The 20456-nt window shown below is 42.2% G+C and carries 16 protein-coding genes; 4 read left to right on the forward strand and 12 right to left on the reverse strand.

Annotated features, from left to right (window positions below; genetic code table 11):
- Nucleotides 1-70: 70 nt before the first annotated feature.
- From EL244_RS13105 to apt, 9 genes are all read right to left on the reverse strand, one after another.
- Nucleotides 71-1384, reverse strand: coding sequence for an inosine/guanosine kinase (locus EL244_RS13105; RefSeq protein WP_112837266.1), 1314 nt, complete (start codon nucleotides 1382-1384; stop codon nucleotides 71-73).
- Nucleotides 1385-1491: 107 nt separating this feature from the next.
- Nucleotides 1492-2619, reverse strand: coding sequence for an LPS O-antigen length regulator Wzz(fepE) (gene wzz(fepE) / locus EL244_RS13110; RefSeq protein WP_112837267.1), 1128 nt, complete (start codon nucleotides 2617-2619; stop codon nucleotides 1492-1494).
- Nucleotides 2620-2737: 118 nt separating this feature from the next.
- The gene (gene hemH, locus EL244_RS13115) at nucleotides 2738-3700 is read right to left on the reverse strand and encodes a ferrochelatase (protein WP_126461438.1); all 963 of its coding nucleotides are present in this window, start codon (nucleotides 3698-3700) and stop codon (nucleotides 2738-2740) included.
- Between the two features lie 128 nt (nucleotides 3701-3828).
- Nucleotides 3829-4473 (reverse strand): adenylate kinase, encoded by a 645-nt coding sequence (gene adk / locus EL244_RS13120; protein ID WP_006815129.1) that lies wholly within the window; start codon nucleotides 4471-4473, stop codon nucleotides 3829-3831.
- Between the two features lie 192 nt (nucleotides 4474-4665).
- Nucleotides 4666-6540: a molecular chaperone HtpG gene (gene htpG, locus EL244_RS13125; protein ID WP_006815130.1), complete on the reverse strand. Its 1875-nt coding sequence runs from the start codon at nucleotides 6538-6540 to the stop codon at nucleotides 4666-4668.
- A gap of 348 nt (nucleotides 6541-6888) precedes the next feature.
- Nucleotides 6889-7488: a recombination mediator RecR gene (gene recR, locus EL244_RS13130; RefSeq protein ID WP_006815131.1), complete on the reverse strand. Its 600-nt coding sequence runs from the start codon at nucleotides 7486-7488 to the stop codon at nucleotides 6889-6891.
- Nucleotides 7488-7817, reverse strand: a complete 330-nt coding sequence (locus EL244_RS13135; protein ID WP_006659291.1) for a YbaB/EbfC family nucleoid-associated protein — start codon at nucleotides 7815-7817, stop codon at nucleotides 7488-7490. Before EL244_RS13135 ends, recR begins: the two co-directional genes overlap by 1 nt.
- 49 nt (nucleotides 7818-7866) lie before the next feature.
- Nucleotides 7867-9813: a DNA polymerase III subunit gamma/tau gene (gene dnaX / locus EL244_RS13140; RefSeq protein ID WP_126461441.1), complete on the reverse strand. Its 1947-nt coding sequence runs from the start codon at nucleotides 9811-9813 to the stop codon at nucleotides 7867-7869.
- Between the two features lie 124 nt (nucleotides 9814-9937).
- Nucleotides 9938-10489 carry an adenine phosphoribosyltransferase gene (gene apt, locus EL244_RS13145; RefSeq protein ID WP_006815133.1) on the reverse strand — a complete coding sequence of 184 codons (552 nt, stop codon included), beginning with the start codon at nucleotides 10487-10489 and terminating at the stop codon, nucleotides 9938-9940.
- A gap of 150 nt (nucleotides 10490-10639) precedes the next feature.
- On the opposite strand from apt, the gene priC reads away from it, so the two are divergent.
- Together priC and EL244_RS13155 are read left to right on the forward strand one after the other, a co-directional pair.
- Entirely contained in the window at nucleotides 10640-11188 is a 549-nt protein-coding gene (gene priC / locus EL244_RS13150) for a primosomal replication protein PriC (protein WP_006815134.1), read from the forward strand.
- A 14-nt stretch (nucleotides 11189-11202) separates the two neighbouring features.
- Complete coding sequence (locus EL244_RS13155; protein WP_006815135.1) at nucleotides 11203-11373, forward strand: DUF2496 domain-containing protein; 171 nt, start codon at nucleotides 11203-11205, stop codon at nucleotides 11371-11373.
- Nucleotides 11374-11379: 6 nt separating this feature from the next.
- On the opposite strand, the gene mscK is transcribed toward EL244_RS13155, so the two are convergent.
- The 3 genes from mscK to acrR form a co-directional block, all read right to left on the reverse strand.
- Nucleotides 11380-14766, reverse strand: coding sequence for a mechanosensitive channel MscK (gene mscK / locus EL244_RS13160; RefSeq protein ID WP_126461444.1), 3387 nt, complete (start codon nucleotides 14764-14766; stop codon nucleotides 11380-11382).
- A gap of 74 nt (nucleotides 14767-14840) precedes the next feature.
- Complete coding sequence (locus EL244_RS13165) at nucleotides 14841-15194, reverse strand: DsrE/DsrF/TusD sulfur relay family protein (RefSeq protein WP_126461448.1); 354 nt, start codon at nucleotides 15192-15194, stop codon at nucleotides 14841-14843.
- Nucleotides 15195-15206: 12 nt separating this feature from the next.
- Entirely contained in the window at nucleotides 15207-15857 is a 651-nt protein-coding gene (acrR, locus tag EL244_RS13170) for a multidrug efflux transporter transcriptional repressor AcrR (protein ID WP_126461451.1), read from the reverse strand.
- A gap of 134 nt (nucleotides 15858-15991) precedes the next feature.
- Here acrR and EL244_RS13175 point away from each other — a divergent pair, with 134 nt between their 5' ends.
- Together EL244_RS13175 and EL244_RS13180 are read left to right on the forward strand one after the other, a co-directional pair.
- Entirely contained in the window at nucleotides 15992-17182 is a 1191-nt protein-coding gene (locus EL244_RS13175) for an efflux RND transporter periplasmic adaptor subunit (RefSeq protein ID WP_006815139.1), read from the forward strand.
- A 15-nt stretch (nucleotides 17183-17197) separates the two neighbouring features.
- Complete coding sequence (locus tag EL244_RS13180) at nucleotides 17198-20356, forward strand: efflux RND transporter permease subunit (protein ID WP_006815140.1); 3159 nt, start codon at nucleotides 17198-17200, stop codon at nucleotides 20354-20356.
- Nucleotides 20357-20456: the final 100 nt, after the last annotated feature.

The following is a 20456-nucleotide window of genomic DNA, read 5'->3' on the forward strand; positions in this document are numbered from 1 at the left end:
CTTCAATGTGAAGTCACTGCGATACAAACAAAAACACCTCAACATTTATTGAGGTGTTTTTACTTTCAAGTTAACGATCCCAGTACGATTCTTCTAAGCTGTCTTCTTTTTCCGGTAACCCACGAGTTAAGCGCGGTGAGTGTTGAGAAAGTACTTGGTAGCTGACTCGGTTGGCATATTTACAAACCTGAGCCAACGAAGAGTAGGTCAAATATTGCCGCTCATGCTTACTGGAATTTGGCACATTCGAACGATGATAAGAGTTTGCAGTAATATCATGCAATAAAGCTGATAACGCACCATCGCCAGCACCATTGGTGTTCATAATTTTCTCTGGTCCCCCCATATACGGTTCGATATGAGAGAATATGCGCAATGGTTGCTTGCAGTCCTGCAAACGCATTGCTCGGCTAAATTCATAAAGATTGAATTCAGCGATGGCTCCCGGTAACAATGGATGCTGAGTTTTGCGCTTAGAGTCTTCTTCTGTAAATCCGGCCATATACAGCCCTGCTGGACCTGCGGTACAAAGAACAAGGTCAACCCAATCCAGCGCCATATTAGATGCTAATAGAGGGTCGCTAAAGCCCGTCAGCTCAAGCGCTTCATCCTCATTCATTGCGACCACAGAAACGTGTTCAGCAAGGAAATCACGCCAAAATTGGGGGTCTTGTGCAATCACAAACTTAGTACCCAGTGTTAATACCACCGGAACATTATGTTTTTTGGCATAATGGATAGCTTGCATTGTCGCTTCTGGCATCGTTTCACCGGGCTTGCAACGGACTAAGTAAGCAGTTAATACCAGTGCAGACGCACCTGCAATAATCTCTTCCGGAATACTGCTTGGATGTAAACGATTCATATGACCCGGACTTATTGCAAAAGTCCGCTCACCATTTTCAGTGATTAGCGTAAAACAGCGACCAATGGGACCGTCAACCCCTTGCAAATAGTTTAAGTCCATGCGACTTGAAGTATGACATAGATAACGGTAAGCATAGCTACCGATTTGAATGCTGTTGCACATGGTTCCCAATAATACCGAGCGGTCATCTGCTAATACTGAATAATTGTGTAGCGTATTACCGATGGTTCCCCCCGCAAATTCATGGGTAATAAGTGCTTTATCCGTTAGCTCTTTATAGAGTGCTTCTGCAACATCATCTTCAATAACCAGAGAATGACCTTTGCTTAATTGATAGCGTTCAATAAACTCATCATCAATTTTTGCTTCAATGTCGACTAACGTTTGGTCGATGCCAACGATATAGGATTTGCAGTTTTCATCATCTGTCATCATCTCTTTCATGGGTTTCAAGAGAGGATCTCTGAGACTAACAGGGAAATAGTGTTTTGATTTGCGTTGACCGGGGAATTTCATATTGGAAATATCAAAAAAGGAACATTTGCGTATTCTAGCACGATAAAATAAAACCAGCACCCTTCCATGAAAGGTGCTGGTTCATAATCAATAATTTGATAGATTGATTACTTATAGTGTCTATTTTGACCGTTATAGTTGCGGTACAGATCACGCCCTAGTACAAAAGCACAACTTAAAATCAAGCCAAGAATAGCCCCTAATGCCACGATTAATGCCGACTTAGGAGAATCTTTTGCTATCGGTAAATCAGGTGTCAGGATAAATCTTACAGGTTGGAAATCTAACTCTTTAGTGGTTAACCCATTGAGGTTACCAATATATCTTTGTGCGTTTTGTAATTTCTCACTAATTAACGCAAGATCACGGTTTTTCAGCTCAATCGCTAGTTTTTCTTCTAATGCCTCAGAACCTAGTGCAATTGGGTAATCTGGGTCATCATTGATTGCCACTGCATCTCGCGCTATTGGGCGTGTAATTCCAGCGGCCTTTGCGATGGTAATCGCGCGTTTTAAACGTTCAATTTTAACATCGTAAGCAATTTGGATTTTAGCGGTATCATTCTTTAATGCTTCAACGCTATAAATCAACTGACGCGAAATGGCATTATCAATTTCCGTTTTAAAACGCTTACGTACTTGCGAAGCGGTATAACGAATATAGCCATTTAATAAATCCTGAGCTTCAATTGCTGTGGGAGCAGTAAAAGAGAGTACAATATCACTATCATCACTGTCTTTTTCTTTTGCGTTGTACTTCAGCTTAATAGAGTCTGCAATAATCCGATTGACTAATCGCTGTTCCTCTTGGGTATCACTTTTATCCCCCAGTTTAGATAACAGGCTTTGATAATATTCAGTGCTTCTCACAAATGCTTCTTGATTCACTTTAGAGCGATATTGAGTTACAAACTCATTGTAGATACGCTGAGAACCGAGGTCGATATCAAAATCTAATGCGCTTAATTGAGCTGCAAATTCACTGACTTCTTTCGTTTCTTCTGAAGTAGGCGGAATGATGATTGCCTCACTTGTCCACTTTTGAGGTAATGTTTTAACCACCCCAATACTTAACGCAGTAATGACAACAGTAAAAATGATAATTAGATATTTATTTTTGAACAAAACAGCGACCAGCGCCATTAAGTCGATTTCATCATTTTTCTGTAGTTGAAAATCTGGATTTTGCTCTAGCTGATTTTTTAATTCAGGAGACAAGTTTGGTTTATCAGTCATATTTATTCCAAACAACAAGTTCTTTTAATTAAACATCAAGCCGTCAATTATAAACAAAAATTGGGCTTTGGATACATTCATTAGGCATCTTTATCAGATTAACTAAAAAATCATCTCGTTATAAGATATCTTTCAAAATTAACCGAATCATATTAATACTAAGGTCACTGTCATTAAGTGCTGGAATATAATGATATTGTTTGCCGCCACTATGCAAAAAGAACTCTTTGTTCTGTTCACTGATCTCTTCTAATGTTTCCAAACAGTCAACCGAAAAACCTGGGCAAACAACCTGAACTGAATTTACACCCTCGGAAGGTAATTTCTTCATAGTTTCATCGGTATATGGACTTAACCATGGCTCACGACCAAAACGTGATTGATAAGTCATCAGTACTTTTTCACTCGGAAAATTGAGAGCTTGTTTTAGCAATTCACTCGTTCTTTCACACTCTTGAGCATAAATATCCCCTGAATCACAATAACGTTGAGGAATGCCGTGGAAAGATAAGACTAAACGATCGGGTTCGCCATATTCAGCAAAACTGGCTTCAATGGAAGCCGCTAAAGCTTGAATATATGCAGGATGCTCCGCATAGCTACGAATAAATTGGACTGAAGGAATGGTGCGCATTCCTTTAAACGCTCGCGTGATCGCATCATAGACTGCCGCCGTCGTGGTGCAAGAATATTGCGGGTAAAGCGGTAAAACGACTAAATCCGTCACTTGCTGGCTGTTTAGGCTATCAATAGCACTTTTAATCGATGGAAAGCCATAAGTCATACCCACTTCAATAGGAGTATCTGGGAAAAACTCCGCCAGCTTCTGCTTTTGGCGTAATGAGTAGACTAATAATGGAGAGCCATCATCCATCCAGATTGAATCATATAATTTTGCCACTTTTGATGCACGGATCGGCAAAATAGCACCGTATAAAATAGGTTTCCAGATCAGCGGAGAAAGATCGATAACCCGTGGATCTGTCAAAAATTCGGCTAAATAGCGTTTCACTGCTGAGGCTGTTGGGGCATCGGGGGTTCCCAAATTTACCAATAGTATTCCATATTTTTTTTCTAACATCAGAACAGCTCCTAATTGATAATTATTCCCAACAATAACAGGTTTTAATAACTATTTTTGCTAACTTGTGGCACAAAAACAAAGGCAGCGGATAAGCGCTGCCTTGGTATATGAAACTCAAAAAGTTATTAACCTAAAATTTTTGCTAATTCAGCGCTAACTTCTGCAACTTTACGGGTACCATCTAATTTGAAGTATTGAGTGCTGCTGGTATTCGCTTCATTTTGATAATAAGCGATTAATGGTGCAGTCAATGAATGGTATTCAACTAAACGCTTACGAACCGTATCTTCTTGGTCGTCTTTACGGATAGTTAACTCTTCACCAGTAACGTCATCTTTGTTTTCAACTTTAGGTGGGTTGAAAGTGACGTGATAAACACGGCCAGAAGGCGCATGAACACGGCGACCAATGATACGTTCAACAATGATGTCATCTGGAACATCAAATTCAAGAACATAATCAACGTTGATGCCCGCTTCTTTCATGGCATCAGCTTGAGGGATCGTACGTGGGAACCCATCCAACAAGAAGCCATTGCGGCAGTCATCTTGTTTGATGCGCTCTTTAACTAATGCGATAACTAATTCATCAGTTACTAATTTACCGTTATCCATCAGCTCTTTAGCTTGTATACCTAACTCGCTCCCTGATTTTACAGCGGCACGTAACATGTCACCGGTTGAAATCTGAGGGATCCCAAACTTCTCCATAATAAATTGAGCTTGAGTGCCCTTACCAGCGCCTGGAGCGCCAAGCAGAATGATACGCATTGCGTAAACCCCTTGCTATTTAGTTTTTTATAATTTGAAAAGAAAACGCTCTACCATACCATTAGCATGGCATCTTACTCAAGAAGACACGTAAACGTTTTCCCATTTATCTTTTTTCGCAAAAGAAAAAAACCACGCAAAAAAATGATATTTCGCGTGGTTTACGCTCGAAAACGAAAGTGAATCAGCGAATTATTTCAAAAGCAATTCGTTAACCTTTTTGATGAATAAGTTTGGATCTTCCAATGTGCCACGCTCAGCGAATAAAGCTTGGTCTAATAACACATCAATCCAATCTGCAAACAACGCTTCCTGCTCCACTTCAGCGGCTTTTTTCACCAGTGGATGGTTTGGATTCAGCTCAAAGTTATATTTAACTTCAGGCGCTGCTTGCCCCGCAGCTGCGAATAATTTCGCCATCTGGGTGCTCATTTCATCGGCATCCGTGGTTACGATAGCAGGAGTATCCGTTAAACGATGTGTTAATTTTACATCCTTAACTCGCTCACCTAAGAACGTTTTCACACGCTCAACAAATGGCTCTAACTGCTTCTCTGCTTCTTCTTGCTCCGCTTTGTTCTCATCCGCTAATTTATCTAAAGACTCATCCGCTTTGCTGACAGATTGGAACGGCTTACCATCAAATTCAGATAAGTAGTTCATCATCCACTCGTCAATGCGGTCGGATAATAGCAGAACTTCAATGCCTTTTTTGCGGAACAGCTCTAAGTGAGGGCTACTTTTCGCCGCCGCATAGCTGTCTGCAGTAATGTAATAAATTTTATCCTGACCTTCGACCATGCGGCTCACATACTCTTCCAGTGATACATTTTGTACACTGCTGTCGTTATGAGTCGACGCAAAGCGTAGAAGTTTAGCAATGGCTTCACCATTACTCATATCTTCCGCTGGGCCTTCTTTCATGACTAAACCGAATTGCTGCCAGAAAGTTTGGTATTTTTCAGCGTCATTTTTCGCTAATTTTTCAAGCGTTTGCAGAACACGTTTAGTTAATGCACTGCGCAGATTACGCGTCAACGCGCTATCTTGTAAAATTTCACGTGAAACGTTCAGTGGCAAATCATTAGAATCCAAGACACCACGAACGAAACGCAGATAGTTCGGCATAAATTGTTCAGCATCATCCATAATAAAGACGCGTTGAACGTACAGTTTTAAGCCGTGACGTTGGTCGCGGTTCCACAGATCAAATGGGGCTTTAGATGGAATATACAACAAGCTAGTATACTCCTGTTTCCCCTCAACACGGTTATGTGCCCAAGTTAATGGATCTGCATAGTCGTGGGACACATGTTTATAAAACTCTGCATATTCTTCATCTGAGATTTCAGATTTGCTACGCGTCCACAGTGCTTTGGCTTGGTTAATTTTCTCCCAAGTCACCGTACCGTCTTCTTCATTTTTCTCTTCGATTTCGACAGGCAGAGCAATGTGGTCAGAATATTTGCTGATGACTGAACGTAAACGCCAGTTATCTAAGAACTCTTTTTCATCATCGCGCAGATGCAGCGTGATTTCAGTACCTCGGTCGGCTTTTTCGATGTCAGCGATGGTGTATTCGCCTTCACCTTCAGACTCCCAAAATACCCCTTCACTTGCTGGGGCACCGGCAGCACGGCTACGCACAGTGACTTTATCAGCCACAATAAATGCAGAGTAAAAACCAACCCCAAATTGACCGATCATTTGGCTGTCTTTAACTTGATCACTGCCCAATGATTCTAAAAATGCTTTCGTACCCGATTTAGCGATAGTCCCTAAATTATCAATGACTTCATCACGGCTCATACCAATACCGTTATCACTGATGGTCAGAGTCCCTTTATCTTTATCTGCACTGATACGCACGCGTAATTCGCCATCATTTTCATACAATTCAGGCTTAGATAACGCACGGAAACGCAGTTTATCTGCCGCATCGGATGCGTTGGAGATCAACTCACGCAGAAAGATTTCTTTGTTTGAGTAAAGAGAGTGGATCATCAACTGTAGCAGTTGTTTGACTTCTGATTGAAACCCACGAGTTTCTTGTCCTTTCATACTCATTAATCGCCTCTATTTCATCAATCTAATAGTTAGTTTTGACTTATCGATGGAAACTAATCTGGGGACAAAAAAATAGAATTCAACCACTAACCACAAATTAGCCGCCAAATTAATATGAATGAAAGGAAATTACAGAAGACTACGATGTTTTTGCTTCGAAGGTTTTAAGGGTTTTGTTTTGCTTTGCTTTTGAATTTACTTTTAAAATCCACACCCACTATCATCCTCTAAATAATTTGTGCCGTAGCTAGGCGTCGAATGCATTAATCCCTGGGAGCATACAAAAGTATGTGACTAGGGTTGATGCATGAAGACAACAACGCTACGGCGCAAAGTATGACGAGGACTTTAGAGCCGTTGGCGCCCCGCCAACGAGTGAGAAAGTGTAGTTCCGTCAACCATCTCCAACTCCCCGCCGACAGGCACCCCATGGGCAATCCTACTCGCCACAACCCCATACTGCGCACACATCTGCCCAATATAGTTTGCGGTCGCTTCCCCTTCGACTGTCGGGTTAGTCGCCAAAATGACTTCCGTAATGGTTTCAGATGACAATCTTTCTTCTAGCCTATCCAGCCCAATATCCATTGGGCCAATACCATCTAATGGCGATAAATGCCCCATGAGAACAAAATATCGACCTGAAAATTGACCTGTTTGTTCTATTGCATAGATATCGGCAGGGCTTTCTACGACACAGATCAACCCATTTTGCTGGCGACGAGGGTTATCGCAGATATTGCAAATATCTTGTTCTGTGAATGTCCGACAATCGCTGCAATGCCCGATTTCGGACATTGCACGAGTCAGCGACTGAGCCAAACGCATTCCGCCACTGCGGTCGCGTTGTAAAAGATGAAAAGCCATTCGCTGCGCTGACTTGGGTCCCACACCGGGGAGGCAGCGCAGAGCTTCCATTAATGATTCAAGAAGCGGACTCGTTTGCATTAGAATGGCATCTTAAAGCCTGGTGGTAACTGCATACCGCTTGATACGCTAGCCATTTTTTCTTTTTGAGTCTCTTCAATGCGACGTGCTGCATCGTTGAATGCCGCAGCAATCAAGTCTTCCAGCATATCTTTATCATCTTCTAACAGGCTAGGATCGATTTCAACACGACGGCAGTTATGTGAACCATTAATAGTCACTTTCACTAAACCTGCTCCAGATTCACCTGTAGCTTCGAGTTGAGCGATTTCTTCCTGAACTTTTTGCATTTTATCTTGCATTTGCTGGGCCTGTTTCATCAGGTTACCCAATCCACCTTTACCAAACATATTTTTCTCTCACAACTGAGGCTACAGCTTAATTAGCTAGACTGTAGCGTTAAACGGGGCGAATACTCTCTTCATCCAACTGCGCATCAAACATCGACTGCAATTTTTGAATCGTTTTATCCGCAATAATAGACTGACGAGCTTGCGCCAGTTTTTCTTCATAAATCGCCTGACGCCATTCCAGCGGTGTTTTTACCGCAGTATTATCATCTTGAACGACATTCAGTTCAACAGGGCGACCATAATGTTGACTCAATGCATCTTGCAATACTTGGTGCGCATTGGGTTTATCAAGATGGCGCTGAGATGAGCGCAAGTGTAAAACGATTTGCGACTCACTTAACTCTTCTTTATATGAATTCAAAGCCAATTGTTCAACTAGCTTTGGAATATTTAATTGTGCTATTTCACCGGACCAACTATCTCTAACACGACCTTCTTCAACAATTTTTGCTGCTAATTCAGGGGTTTTTTCGTATTCCAGCGCCTCTTTAATTTCAGCTGGCGTGGTAACGGCATCTTTTACGTCTAGAACCTCTCCGTTCTGAGGTCGCCATTGATACGGTTTTGGTTTAGTTGGCTTAGTGCTTTGTGTTGCCTTATTCAGCATATTTTGCTGATGTTTGCTGGTCACCGCGGCCAGCCTTTCCAATGCTGATGCCGCCGGCTTAACCCTTTCGGACGTCACCGGATTAGTCTTTTTTGGACTCGGATCCTCACTTTGTGGTGCTTGTAGCGCCTGCCTCGCTTTTAATAACTGCAAGGTCGGGCTATTTTCTGGCAAATATTCAGCGCTCACTGGCGGTGGAACTTGACGTTTTACCGTTACGGGAACTGATTCTGACTGAAATGAAGGTACTGAATCACTTGCAACTAATTTCGGTGGCAGCTCAATTTCTTCAATAATATTTTTGGGGTGGAAGGCTAAAGCACGTAATAATGCCATCTCCACTCCCATACGCCTTTCCGGTGCAAATGCCAGCTCTTTTCGTCCTACCAACAATGTTTGATAAAACAGTTGCAGATCCGCAGGAGAAATAATTCTTGCAACTTGCCTCAATCGACCTTGCGTTGATGACGGGTCGGTCTCTTTTTCTGGAGGAAGTAGCTGGATCATAGCGATACGGTGAAGCTGGGCTAAAATTTCAACCAAGAGGTTTTCCCAATCAGCCCCACGAGAAGCAGCCTGTTCAACCTGAGCCATTACAGCTAAGCCATCCGCACGAACTAATGCTTCAATAATCGCCAACGGCTGCTCATCATCTAAGGTGCCCAGCATCTGGCTCACGATTTCTGCAGTAACTGTTCCCTGCCCCATTGCAATCGCTTGGTCCGTTAAACTTAACGCATCACGTAAGCTGCCATCGGCAGCACGGGCAATGAGTTGGCGGCCACGAGTATCATGCTCAATATTTTCTGCATTCAGAATCAATTCCAGCTGTTCACTGATTTGATCAACATCTAATGCTTTTAAATGGAATTGTAGGCAACGAGATAAAATCGTAACTGGAAGTTTTTGTGGATCCGTTGTAGCAAGTAGAAATTTCACATGTTCAGGTGGCTCTTCAAGGGTTTTCAACAACGCATTGAAGCTATGTCGAGATAACATGTGTACTTCGTCAATCAAGTAAACTTTGAAACGTCCGCGAGCAGGTGCGTACTGGACGTTATCCAGTAGATCGCGAGTATCTTCAACTTTGGTTCGTGAGGCGGCGTCAATCTCAATCAGGTCGACAAAACGACCTTGTTCAATTTCCAAGCAATTGGCACACTTTCCGCAAGGCGTCGCTGTAATGCCGTTTTCGCAATTTAAGCCTTTCGCAAATAAGCGGGCGATCGTCGTTTTTCCAACACCGCGAGTGCCAGAAAATAGATAAGCGTGATGAAGCCGTTGGTGCTCAAGCCCATTGGCAAGTGCAGTCAGAACATGCTGCTGACCAACAACGTCCGAAAATTTTTGGGGGCGCCACTTACGGGCAAGTACCTGATAGCTCATGGATTCCACTGTAATTAAACATGGTACATTGATAGATCTAATAATAGTACCATGCTACCACAGCCTCAACCTTTACGGCGAGACTGTAGTAAAAATAGTAAAGAGAGTGTGAGTGCAAATCAGATTAGTGGCCGGGAAACTCAACTAAACAGTAGGAAGTGACGCCTTGTTTTTCTAAACGCTCAACGCCACCTAAATCAGGTAGGCCGATAACAAATGCAGCATCAACAACTTTGGCGCCTAACTGTTTGATCATTTTCACCGTTGCTTCAACAGTGCCACCTGTCGCCAGTAAATCATCAACCACAAGTACATTGTCTTTTGGTGCAATACTGTCTTTGTGAATTTCCAGTGTGTCAGTGCCGTATTCCAAATCGTAGGTCATACTTAACACTTCACGCGGTAATTTACCTTTTTTACGCACTGGAACAAAGCCAATACCAAGGCGTAAAGCAACGGGAGCGCCAAATAGGAAACCGCGGGCTTCAGTACCGACAATTTTCGTCACACCTTTGTCTTTGTAATGTTCAACCAGCATATCAATCGTCGCTTGATAAGCGGCAGGTTCATTTAGCAGTGTGGTAATATCGCGAAATAAAACACCTTCCTTCGGATAGTCAGGGATAGATGCGATACTCTCTTTAATCAATTGCAGTTGTTGCTCTTTAGCGGTCATAATAAAAACCAATAATGTAGTAAGTAAATACGAAAGGGTAGAATCTATGCAAACTACCATAAAAATGCAATAAGAAGCCGCCTCTTTGCGCTAAGTTTTATTGCTGGATATCAATATTCCGCCACTTTTCACATTTATTGAGAATAAAAAATGAAAACACAGGCTCTCTTAGAGGCTTTAAAAAAGCAGATCGATGAATTAGAGGCGCGAGTGACTCCGATAAAGGATCAGGAGTTTTCACACTCTCGGTTTGATATGCAACTATTCAGCCATAAGTCGACTCGACTCGGTGATTGCCAAAAAGAGCTTAATAACCTTTATCAGCAACTGTGCCATAGTGTCACTCTCAAACACACTCAGCAAGTTAACTTTCTAACTGAAAAAATTGTTCATCAGATGCAAGCAATCTCTCGGGAGCTATCTACCCAATCCTTACGTGAAAAAGAATCTTCATTCCGTGCAAAAAAGGAACAGGTTGATTTATATGAACGTTTATCACAACATCAAGATTACGAGCGACGCTTACAATCAATGGTAAGTGAAAAAGAACTCTATTTAAGTGGTTTAACTGACCACCATTTACAGCATCAGTGTCAAAAGGAATTAGCGGTTTTAGCGGGTCGTTTATATCGTTGCCGACAAGCACTTTTGCGCATTGAAAAAGCCATTGAACATCAAGAAAATCAATTTTTAGAATAAAGATAGGAGCCCCCATGGGAACACTGGAAAATGCCCCGATAGAGATCCAACTCGCTGTCGACCTTATTTATCTGCTGGAGTCATCAGACGTCGAAACGGATGTGGTATTAAAAGCCTTAGATATCGTTAAGCACGATTATTTAAATAAGCAAGCTGCCGAAGCAGCCTGCCACAGTGAAGATTGATGTCTTTTAACCCTCAGTTTTATCTTGGTCATCTTTTGCTATGCGTTTAACTTCCTGCACTTCATCCCCTTGACTATTGTGCAGATGAACTTCAAGCTGATTAAATGCAATATTGATATCGTTTTCGCGGCAAAGCCTATCAATCTCACGATTCACTTCATCACTGGTCACTGCACGGTCACCAATTTGACGAACATAGAAACGCAGCTCGTGATCTAACGTACTCGCACCAAAACTTAAGAAATACACACCGGGCGCAGGTTCTGTCATCACTTTACTGTTTGATGTCGCTGCTTGCAGCAACACCCGCTTGACCTTATCCAGATCGGATCCGTATGCCACCCCGATAGATACCGTAATACGAGTCACGGTGTCAGATAGCGACCAGTTGATCAACCTTTCAGTCACAAATGCCTTGTTCGGGATGATCACCTCTTTGCGATCGAAGTCCACAATGGTAGTTGCACGAATGCGGATTTTACTAATCGTTCCTGAATACGTTCCAATTGTGACCGTATCACCGATTCGAATCGGTCTTTCAAACAGTAAAATGATCCCCGAAACGAAGTTAGCGAAAATTTCTTGTAAACCAAAACCCAGACCAACGGTTAGGGCTGCGGCTAACCATTGCAATTGATTCCATGTCACGCCAATCATTCCAAGAGAGGATATCGCGCCAATACTCACAATAATATAAGTCAGTATCGTGGTGATGGCATAGGTCGACCCTTGGCGCAGTTTCAAGCGTGATAGCACTAAAACTTCCAATAACCCGGGTAAGTTTCGCGTCATGATCCAAGCCACTACAATAATCACCACTGCTAAGATAAGGTTGGCTAAAGTCACAAACCGGACAACATTGGTGCCTTCCGCAGAGGTTGTTCCGTAGCTCCACAGTTCTACACTGTCTAAAAATGAAAAGATGGTGATAAAATCTGACCAAATCGCGTAGAAACCAAGGGCGAAAATAATAAATAGCACCATCGTCGTTAAGCGCAATGACTGCTGACTAATCAGCTCAATCGTCATTGGCGGCTCTTTGATTGGTTCATTTTCCGTCTCTTCTTGCTTCAACATAGCTCGACGTTCAAGCGCTCGCTTATACGCCAATTTCCTTGCCCCAAGGCTCAATCCACGCAAGCATGCGTTATACGTGATATACCATAGCACTAATAAATACAGGCTATCTAACCATCGGTTAGCTAATCGTAACGTGGTGTAATAATACCCTGCAATCATTAATCCAATGAGAATCAGTGGTGAGAATGTCAGTAATGTAATCAAAATAGAGCGTGTTAAATGACTACCACTTTCTTGCCAGACTTGCTTACAAAATGGGATCGTGAAAATGCACAATAACAATAAACTAATCGACACCACCAATTGACCAATAACATCCTCTGACACTTTCATTGGATTACTCATCCCATAAGTCGAGAAGAAGATTAATGGCAGCAATGGGATTGATAATCGAATCATTCTACGACGCATTTTTTGCGCATAAGTATGTTCAATATTGAAGTGTTTTTCTGCAATTCCATCGGGCTTCAGAACCCGGAACGTTAGCTCAAATAGCGCCCAGAAAATAGCGAGTTGTAAGCAATAAGCCCAAACAAACTCCCCTTGTAAGTTACCAGTTTTTAAAAACCAGTAACCAATAGCTATCACGACTAAAGAGATTGGTATAGTTTGCAATAACGTCAAGAGCAGCGCTAATGGCGTATTTAAAACACTGTCGTGCCTTAAACTTGATAAACTTTGATTGATCGCTTGTAAACGTAAACTGATTTTTCGGTTAAACCAGATGAAAATCAGTGCAGCAAGTAACAGTGGGATAGTAACAGGTAACGAATTTATAAAGCCTTTTTTCAGACTAGAGAGTGAAAAATCAAAATCCACATGTGTCAGTTGATTGGCAGCGGCTTCGGGGAACGCTTTTAGCCACTCAATATCCATGGGTTTGTTACTGTTTACCCAAAATATTTGCTGTGCCAACGTATGCTCTAAAGACCCCACTACACTCAGTAACTGATTTTGATCGAGCTGTAGATTAATTGCTTGGGATATTTGTCCACCAAGCTGCAAATTGAGCTCATCCAGCAGCTCACGACGCACATCCAAAATTTTGACTAATGCGCTCTTATCATCGGGGGTGAATAAAACAGCACTGTCTTGCTCTCCAACTTTTACTGCGTGCTGATGCTCTAGATTATTAATGTAATCGTTGGTTTGATATAACGCATCACGCTGCTGATTGATATCAAATTGTTCCAAACGCAAGTCAGCAATAATGACCGGTAAGTTTTTCGTTAAGATATCGGGAGGTAAATCGATTTGTTGTTGAAATAAAATTCGAGATAACAATAAGCTACCTCGTAATACATTAATTTGCTCTTTTAAGTTGCGCTCAGACTGGGTGGCCCGCTCTAACCAGGTTTTTACACGGATACCATTTTGCACCATCCGATTGCCATCTTGTGTTACTTCAATCAGGCGATTACTGAGCTGATTGTTAATTTCAATCTCTTTTTGAAGAATAGGATTCTGCTGTACAGCAACATCATTAGTCGAGGAATTTTGAGCTTCTCGGACAGTGGATTGTGAATCTTTTAGGCGCTCCTTACTAATAGCCCCCTGAATACGCTGAATATGATTATCTAATTGCTCAATATAAGCAGCGGTATAGTCTCGCTGTTTTTGCAGTACATCTTGTAACTGGGTATTCGCCTGTAATACTCGTTTTTGATATTCATTTTGTTGCTGCAATAAATATTGCTCTATTTGCAGCATATTCACTTGAGAGGGTCGTAATTTGCTCGCGCCCGTTATGGTTGTATTGAGCTCATTACGGATCTCTTGTAACCGATTAGCGTTATCTAGCATCATCGCCTGAGCGCGTTCGGGCTGAGTCTGTAAGCCAATCAGTTGGCTATTATAGGTCGCTAAATCATTTTGTTCGGATTGTAGATTTTCAAGGTAAGTTGCCAGCATAGCTTCTAATTGCTGCAAACTGCTATTTTCAATTTGATGGTCAAAGTTAATGTCAGGATTTTCACTTTGATTTTTTATCTGCGATAAGCCTTGAATTGCCTTTCTTGATTCTTCATCAGCATGGCTAAGTTTTTTTTGCAGTTCATCTGAACGCTGCTCAATTTTATCTAGCTCATCATAAAAATTTAATGATTTCTCTAGATCTGCAATCGCTAATTTATCTTCCTGCCCCGCACTACTTTTTTTATTTAATGAATTGAGTTCAGTTTTGAGCTCATTTTTAGTTGGGAGGTTATTTGTTGGTGCGGCAATGACATGGAAAGAAAAAAGGGTAATAACAAACACCAGAAATAGTCTGACAGAATATGACCACATTTTTCTAAATTGCATCAGTAAGCTCATGAGATATATTTAAAATCCTACATTTATACAACTCTAAGCTGCAATTCAAAAAGAACCGCAGCTTAATCTTCGACTTAGAATGTTAATACTTTATCTGCTTCTAACGTCCAAGCTGCTAAGTCGACAAGAGTACCAATCTCAACACCATCAATTAATGGTAATTCACTGATACCGCGAGCATCGGTGCAAGTTTTGCACAATTTAACGGGGACATTTTGAGCAGTTAAAATCTCAAGCATCTGCTGAAGGTTATAACCTTCTTTTGGTTTTTGAGCTGTTAATCCCGCAGTGACTGAATCGGACATTAAGAAGATTTTTAATGAGGTTTGGGGATGTTGCTCTTTTAACGTGATGGCTAGGCGTAGGGAGTTAAATAACATTTCATTCCCATAAGGGGCACCGTTCGCAATGATCAGGATGGATGACATGGCTTTCTCCGATTAATCGTTATGCGTTGATAACACTCTTAATGACGTACTATTTTTGAGTGTTTCTAATAGAGTATCAACTAACGTCGTTGTATGTGTCCCTATCATAAAACTCTCTGGCTGTAATAACCAGTTTTCGAGTAAACCAGACATCAATGCACGGATCATTATCGCACTGCATTCTACATCTAAGTTCTCAGGGAGTTGCCCTGCGGCCACACAATCGTGAAGATTTTTGACAATACGCTGCTGGCTTGCCATATAGTTTTCACGTTTAAAATCTACGACAGATGCCATTTCCCCTACTAATTCACATTTTAAGAAAAAGATTTCCATCAATGCGCGGTTTTTGGGGATACTAATGAAATCAGTGAGAATATAAATTAACAATTCTCTTAGTATTAAAAGTGGATCATTGGTATATTTCGAACGATAATAATCTTCAGCCTGAGTAATTTGATTGTCGCTAAACTCACAGGCTTGATGGAAGAGATCCACTTTATTTTTAAAATGCCAGTATATAGCCCCTCGGGTCACTCCCGCGGCTTTTGCTATATCGGCTAATGATGTGGCTGAAACACCTCTCTCAGAAAACGTTTTGATAGCGGCATCTAATATTTCCTGACGGGTTTCTTCAGCCTGTTGTTTAGTTTTTCGTGCCATTGTGACCCGTTTTTATCGAAAGCTGATTTACATACATTAGTGTATGTTTGTACTATAGCATAGTGATAATTCATATTTTTTGCTATTTTTCCTATTTTTGTTTTGAACTCATATCGATTAATTGAGGTTAACTTATGCGAATAAACAGAGGGGTGTTACCTCTGGCTCTGTTGGTTCTGTCAGGCGGCTTAGCGTTATCTGGTTGTAACGAAGAACAGAAAGGTGGCGGTGAACGCCCGGCGCCTGATGTAGGAATTGTTACGCTTAAAGCTGAACCTCTGACTATAAAGACCGAACTACCAGGTCGTACATCTGCATTCCGTATTGCGGAAGTTCGCCCACAAGTAAGTGGTATCATCCTTAAACGTAACTATAAAGAAGGTACTGATGTTGAGGCTGGTGTATCCTTATACCAAATCGACCCGGCTCCATTCCAAGCTACCTATAACAGTGCTAAAGCAGAATTAGCAAAAGCGCAAGCAAATGCTAATCTCGCCGCATTAACGGTTAAACGTTATAAACCACTACTTGGTACTAACTACATTAGCCAACAAGAATACGACCAAGCGAATTCAACCTACGCACAATCACTTGCAGCAGTAAAAGCGGCAGAAGCAGCCGTTGAAAGCGCTCGTATCAACCTTGACTACACTAAAGTGACTTCACCAATTAGTGGTCGCACAAGTAAGTCAAATGTGACTGAGGGTGCGCTAGTTTCTGCAGGTCAAGCCACTGAACTGATGCGAGTTCAGCAGTTAGATCCTATCTACGTAGATGTCACTCAGTCGAGTGAAGATTTCTTACGTTTAAAAGCTGAAATTGAAAATGGTGCTCTGCAAAAAGAGCCTGGCAAAGCTCCTGTTAGCTTAGTGATTAACAATGGTCAAGAGTACGCTCAGTCGGGTCAATTAGAATTCTCTGACGTCACTGTTGATGAAACCACTGGTTCTATCACTATGCGTGCAGTGTTCCCTAACCCTAACAAAGAATTGATGCCGGGTATGTTTGTGCGCGCTATCTTAGAAGATGGTGTTAAACAAGATGCAATTCTGGTTCCTCAACAAGGCTTAGCGCGTACACCTCAAGGTGATGCACAAGTTATGGTTGTGGGTGCAGAAAACAAAGTTGAAGTTCGAAAAGTTAAAGCTGGACAAGCAATTGGCAATAAATGGTTAGTGACTGAAGGCTTAAAAGATGGCGATCGCGTCATTGTACTTGGCTTACAGAAAATCAAACCAGGAATGGTTGTTGTTCCGAAGCAAGCAAACTTAGAAACCCAATCCATTGTAGACACTCAGGCTAAACCTGAACAACAGTCTAAATAAGGGAGCTATTGATTAATGCCTAGGTTTTTTATAGATAGACCAATTTTTGCATGGGTAATTGCGATTATCACCATGCTTGCAGGTCTGCTGGCAATTATCAAGTTACCTGTAGCTCAGTACCCGACGATTGCACCGCCGGCTGTTTCTATTTCAGCTAACTATCCAGGTGCGGATGCATCGACGGTACAAAATACGGTGACCCAAGTTATCGAACAGAATATGAACGGTATCGATAATTTGGTGTATATGTCATCAACCAGTGATTCATCAGGTTCAGCAAGCATTACGCTAACCTTTGAAGCGGGTACTGATGGCGATATCGCCCAAGTACAGGTACAGAATAAGCTGCAATTGGCTATGCCACTTTTACCTCAAGAAGTACAGCAACAAGGTATCAGTGTCGATAAGTCAAGTAGCTCATTCCTAATGGTTGCAGGCTTCATATCCAAAGACGGTTCAATGGGTCAATACGACATTGCCGACTATGTAGGTTCGAATATTAAGGATCCTCTTAGCCGTGTAAATGGTGTCGGTGAGACTCAGCTGTTTGGTACCCAATATGCAATGCGTATTTGGTTAAAACCAGAGCAACTGGTTAAGTACAATATGGCAACTTCGGATGTCATTAATGCTATTCGTGTACAAAACAACCAAGTTGCTGCCGGTCAATTAGGGGGAACTCCTCCGGTTGGCGGTCAGCGTTTGAACGTGTCAATCATTGCTCAAACCCGTTTAAGTAATGTAGAAGAGTTTTCCAATATCTTACTGCGAGTGAACCAAGATGGTTCTCAAGTTCGCCTAAAAGATGTCGCTACCGTTCAGTTAGGTGCTGAAAACTACAGTACAATTGCACGTTTTAATGGTATGCCAGCGGCGGGTATCGGTATTAAACTCGCAACAGGTGCTAACGCACTGGATACAGCAAATAACGTTCGTGCTGCATTAGCTGATATGGAACCCTTCTTCCCTGATGGGTTAGAAGTCGTTTATCCATACGATACGACACCATTCGTTAAAATTTCGATTAACGAGGTAGTTAAAACGCTGGTTGAAGCAATCATGTTGGTTGTTGTGGTTATGTATCTGTTCTTACAGAACATTCGTGCCACACTGATCCCAACCATTGCCGTTCCAGTTGTCCTATTAGGGACATTTGCTATCTTGTCAGCGTTTGGTTATTCGATTAACACCTTGACCATGTTCGCCATGGTTCTCGCCATCGGTCTACTGGTGGATGACGCCATCGTTGTTGTCGAAAACGTTGAACGTGTGATGCAAGAAGAAGGCTTACCACCAAAAGAAGCAACTAAGAAATCTATGGAACAAATCCAAGGTGCTCTGGTTGGTATTGCGATGGTATTGTCCGCGGTATTTATCCCTATGGCCTTCTTCGGTGGTTCAACAGGGGCGATTTACCGTCAGTTCTCAATCACGATTGTTTCATCAATGCTGTTATCGGTATTGGTGGCGATGATCCTGACCCCTGCACTCTGTGCGACGATCCTGAAGCCAATTGAAAAAGGCAGTCATGGCTCGACAAAAGGGTTCTTTGGATGGTTTAACCGTACATTTGAGAAACAAGCTCACCATTATACAGACAGCGTAAGCCGTATGTTGAATGGGACAGGTCGCTACTTGGTCATTTACCTCCTGCTGGTTGCCGGCATGGCGTTTATGTTCGTGAAGCTACCATCCTCATTCTTACCTGCGGAAGACCAAGGTGTATTCCTGTCAATGGTTCAGTTGCCACCAGGATCAACACAAGAACAAACCCAAGTCATCTTGGATGAAGTGAGTGATTACTTCAGAAAAGATGAAGGTAAAAACGTTGAGTCAGTGTTTACAGTTGGTGGCTTTAGCTTTGCTGGTGCAGGCCAAAACATGGGTCTAGCGTTCGTCGTTCTGAAAAACTGGGATGAGCGTAAAGGTGATGAAAACCATGTTGATGCTATCGTTGCTCGCGCAAACGCTGCATTATCGAAAAAGCAAGGTGCTTTCATTTATGCCTTCAACTTACCAGCCATTGTGGAATTAGGTACATCAAACGGATTCGACTTCGAATTGGTTGATAAAGGCGGCTTAGGTCATGAAAAACTGATGGAAGCACGTAATCAGTTACTTGGACTGGCAGCTAAACACCCTGAAATCCTGCAAGGTGTACGCCCTAACGGTCAAGATGATACTTCACAATATCGTATCTATATTGATCAGCAAAAAGCACAGGCTCAAGGTGTCGCAATTAGTGATATCAACGCAACCCTGAGCTCGGTGTTTGGTGGAACCTATGTAAACGACTTTATCGACCGTGGTCGTGTGAAGAAAGTTTACGTACAAGGTGACGCGGAAAGCCGTATGTTACCGTCAGATATTAGCAGCCTGTATGTTCGTAATAACCAAGGTAAAATGGTCCCGTTCTCTGCATTCTTAGACGAGTCCAAAGATCCATGGAAATTCGGTTCACCACGTTTAGAACGTTATAACGGTGTTCCAGCAATGAACATTCAAGGTCAAGCTACTGAAGGTCAAAGTACCGGTGCAGCGATGCTGATGATGGAAAAACTGACCACAGAAAACCTGCCGGAAGGTATTGGTTATGAGTGGACAGGAATGTCATACCAAGAGCGTCTGTCTGGAAACCAGGCCCCTGCTCTGTATGCTATCTCACTGATTGTTGTATTCCTGTGTCTGGCAGCTCTATATGAAAGCTGGTCGGTACCATTCTCAGTTATGTTAGTGGTTCCTCTTGGTGTCATCGGTGCGTTACTCTTTACCTCTGTTCGAGGCTTAGATAACGACGTTTACTTCAAGGTGGGTCTATTAACAACCATTGGTTTGTCGGCGAAGAACGCAATATTGATTGTTGAATTCGCCAAAGACTTGATGGAAAAAGAAGGAAAAGGATTGATTGAAGCTACTCTGGATGCAGTAAAAATGCGTCTCAGACCAATCCTGATGACATCATTAGCCTTCATGCTGGGTGTTATCCCTCTGGTATTCAGTAATGGTGCCGGTTCTGCAGCGCAGAACTCAGTAGGTACTGGTGTACTTGGTGGTATGTTCGCAGCAACATCCCTGGCTATCTTCTTCGTTCCGGTATTCTTTGTGGTGATCCGTCGCCGCTTTGATAAGAAAATTGATAACGCAGAACATAGTCAGCCACCCGCAGCTCACTAAATTTACTTAGTACTCAATTAAAGGTCACTTCAAATGAAGTGACCTTTTTTTTGCATGAATGGTGAAGAAAGTCATCTACAGGTCACTATCATAAAACAAC

Source organism: Providencia rustigianii, assembly GCF_900637755.1.
GTDB classification, from domain to species: Bacteria; Pseudomonadota; Gammaproteobacteria; order Enterobacterales; family Enterobacteriaceae; genus Providencia; species Providencia rustigianii.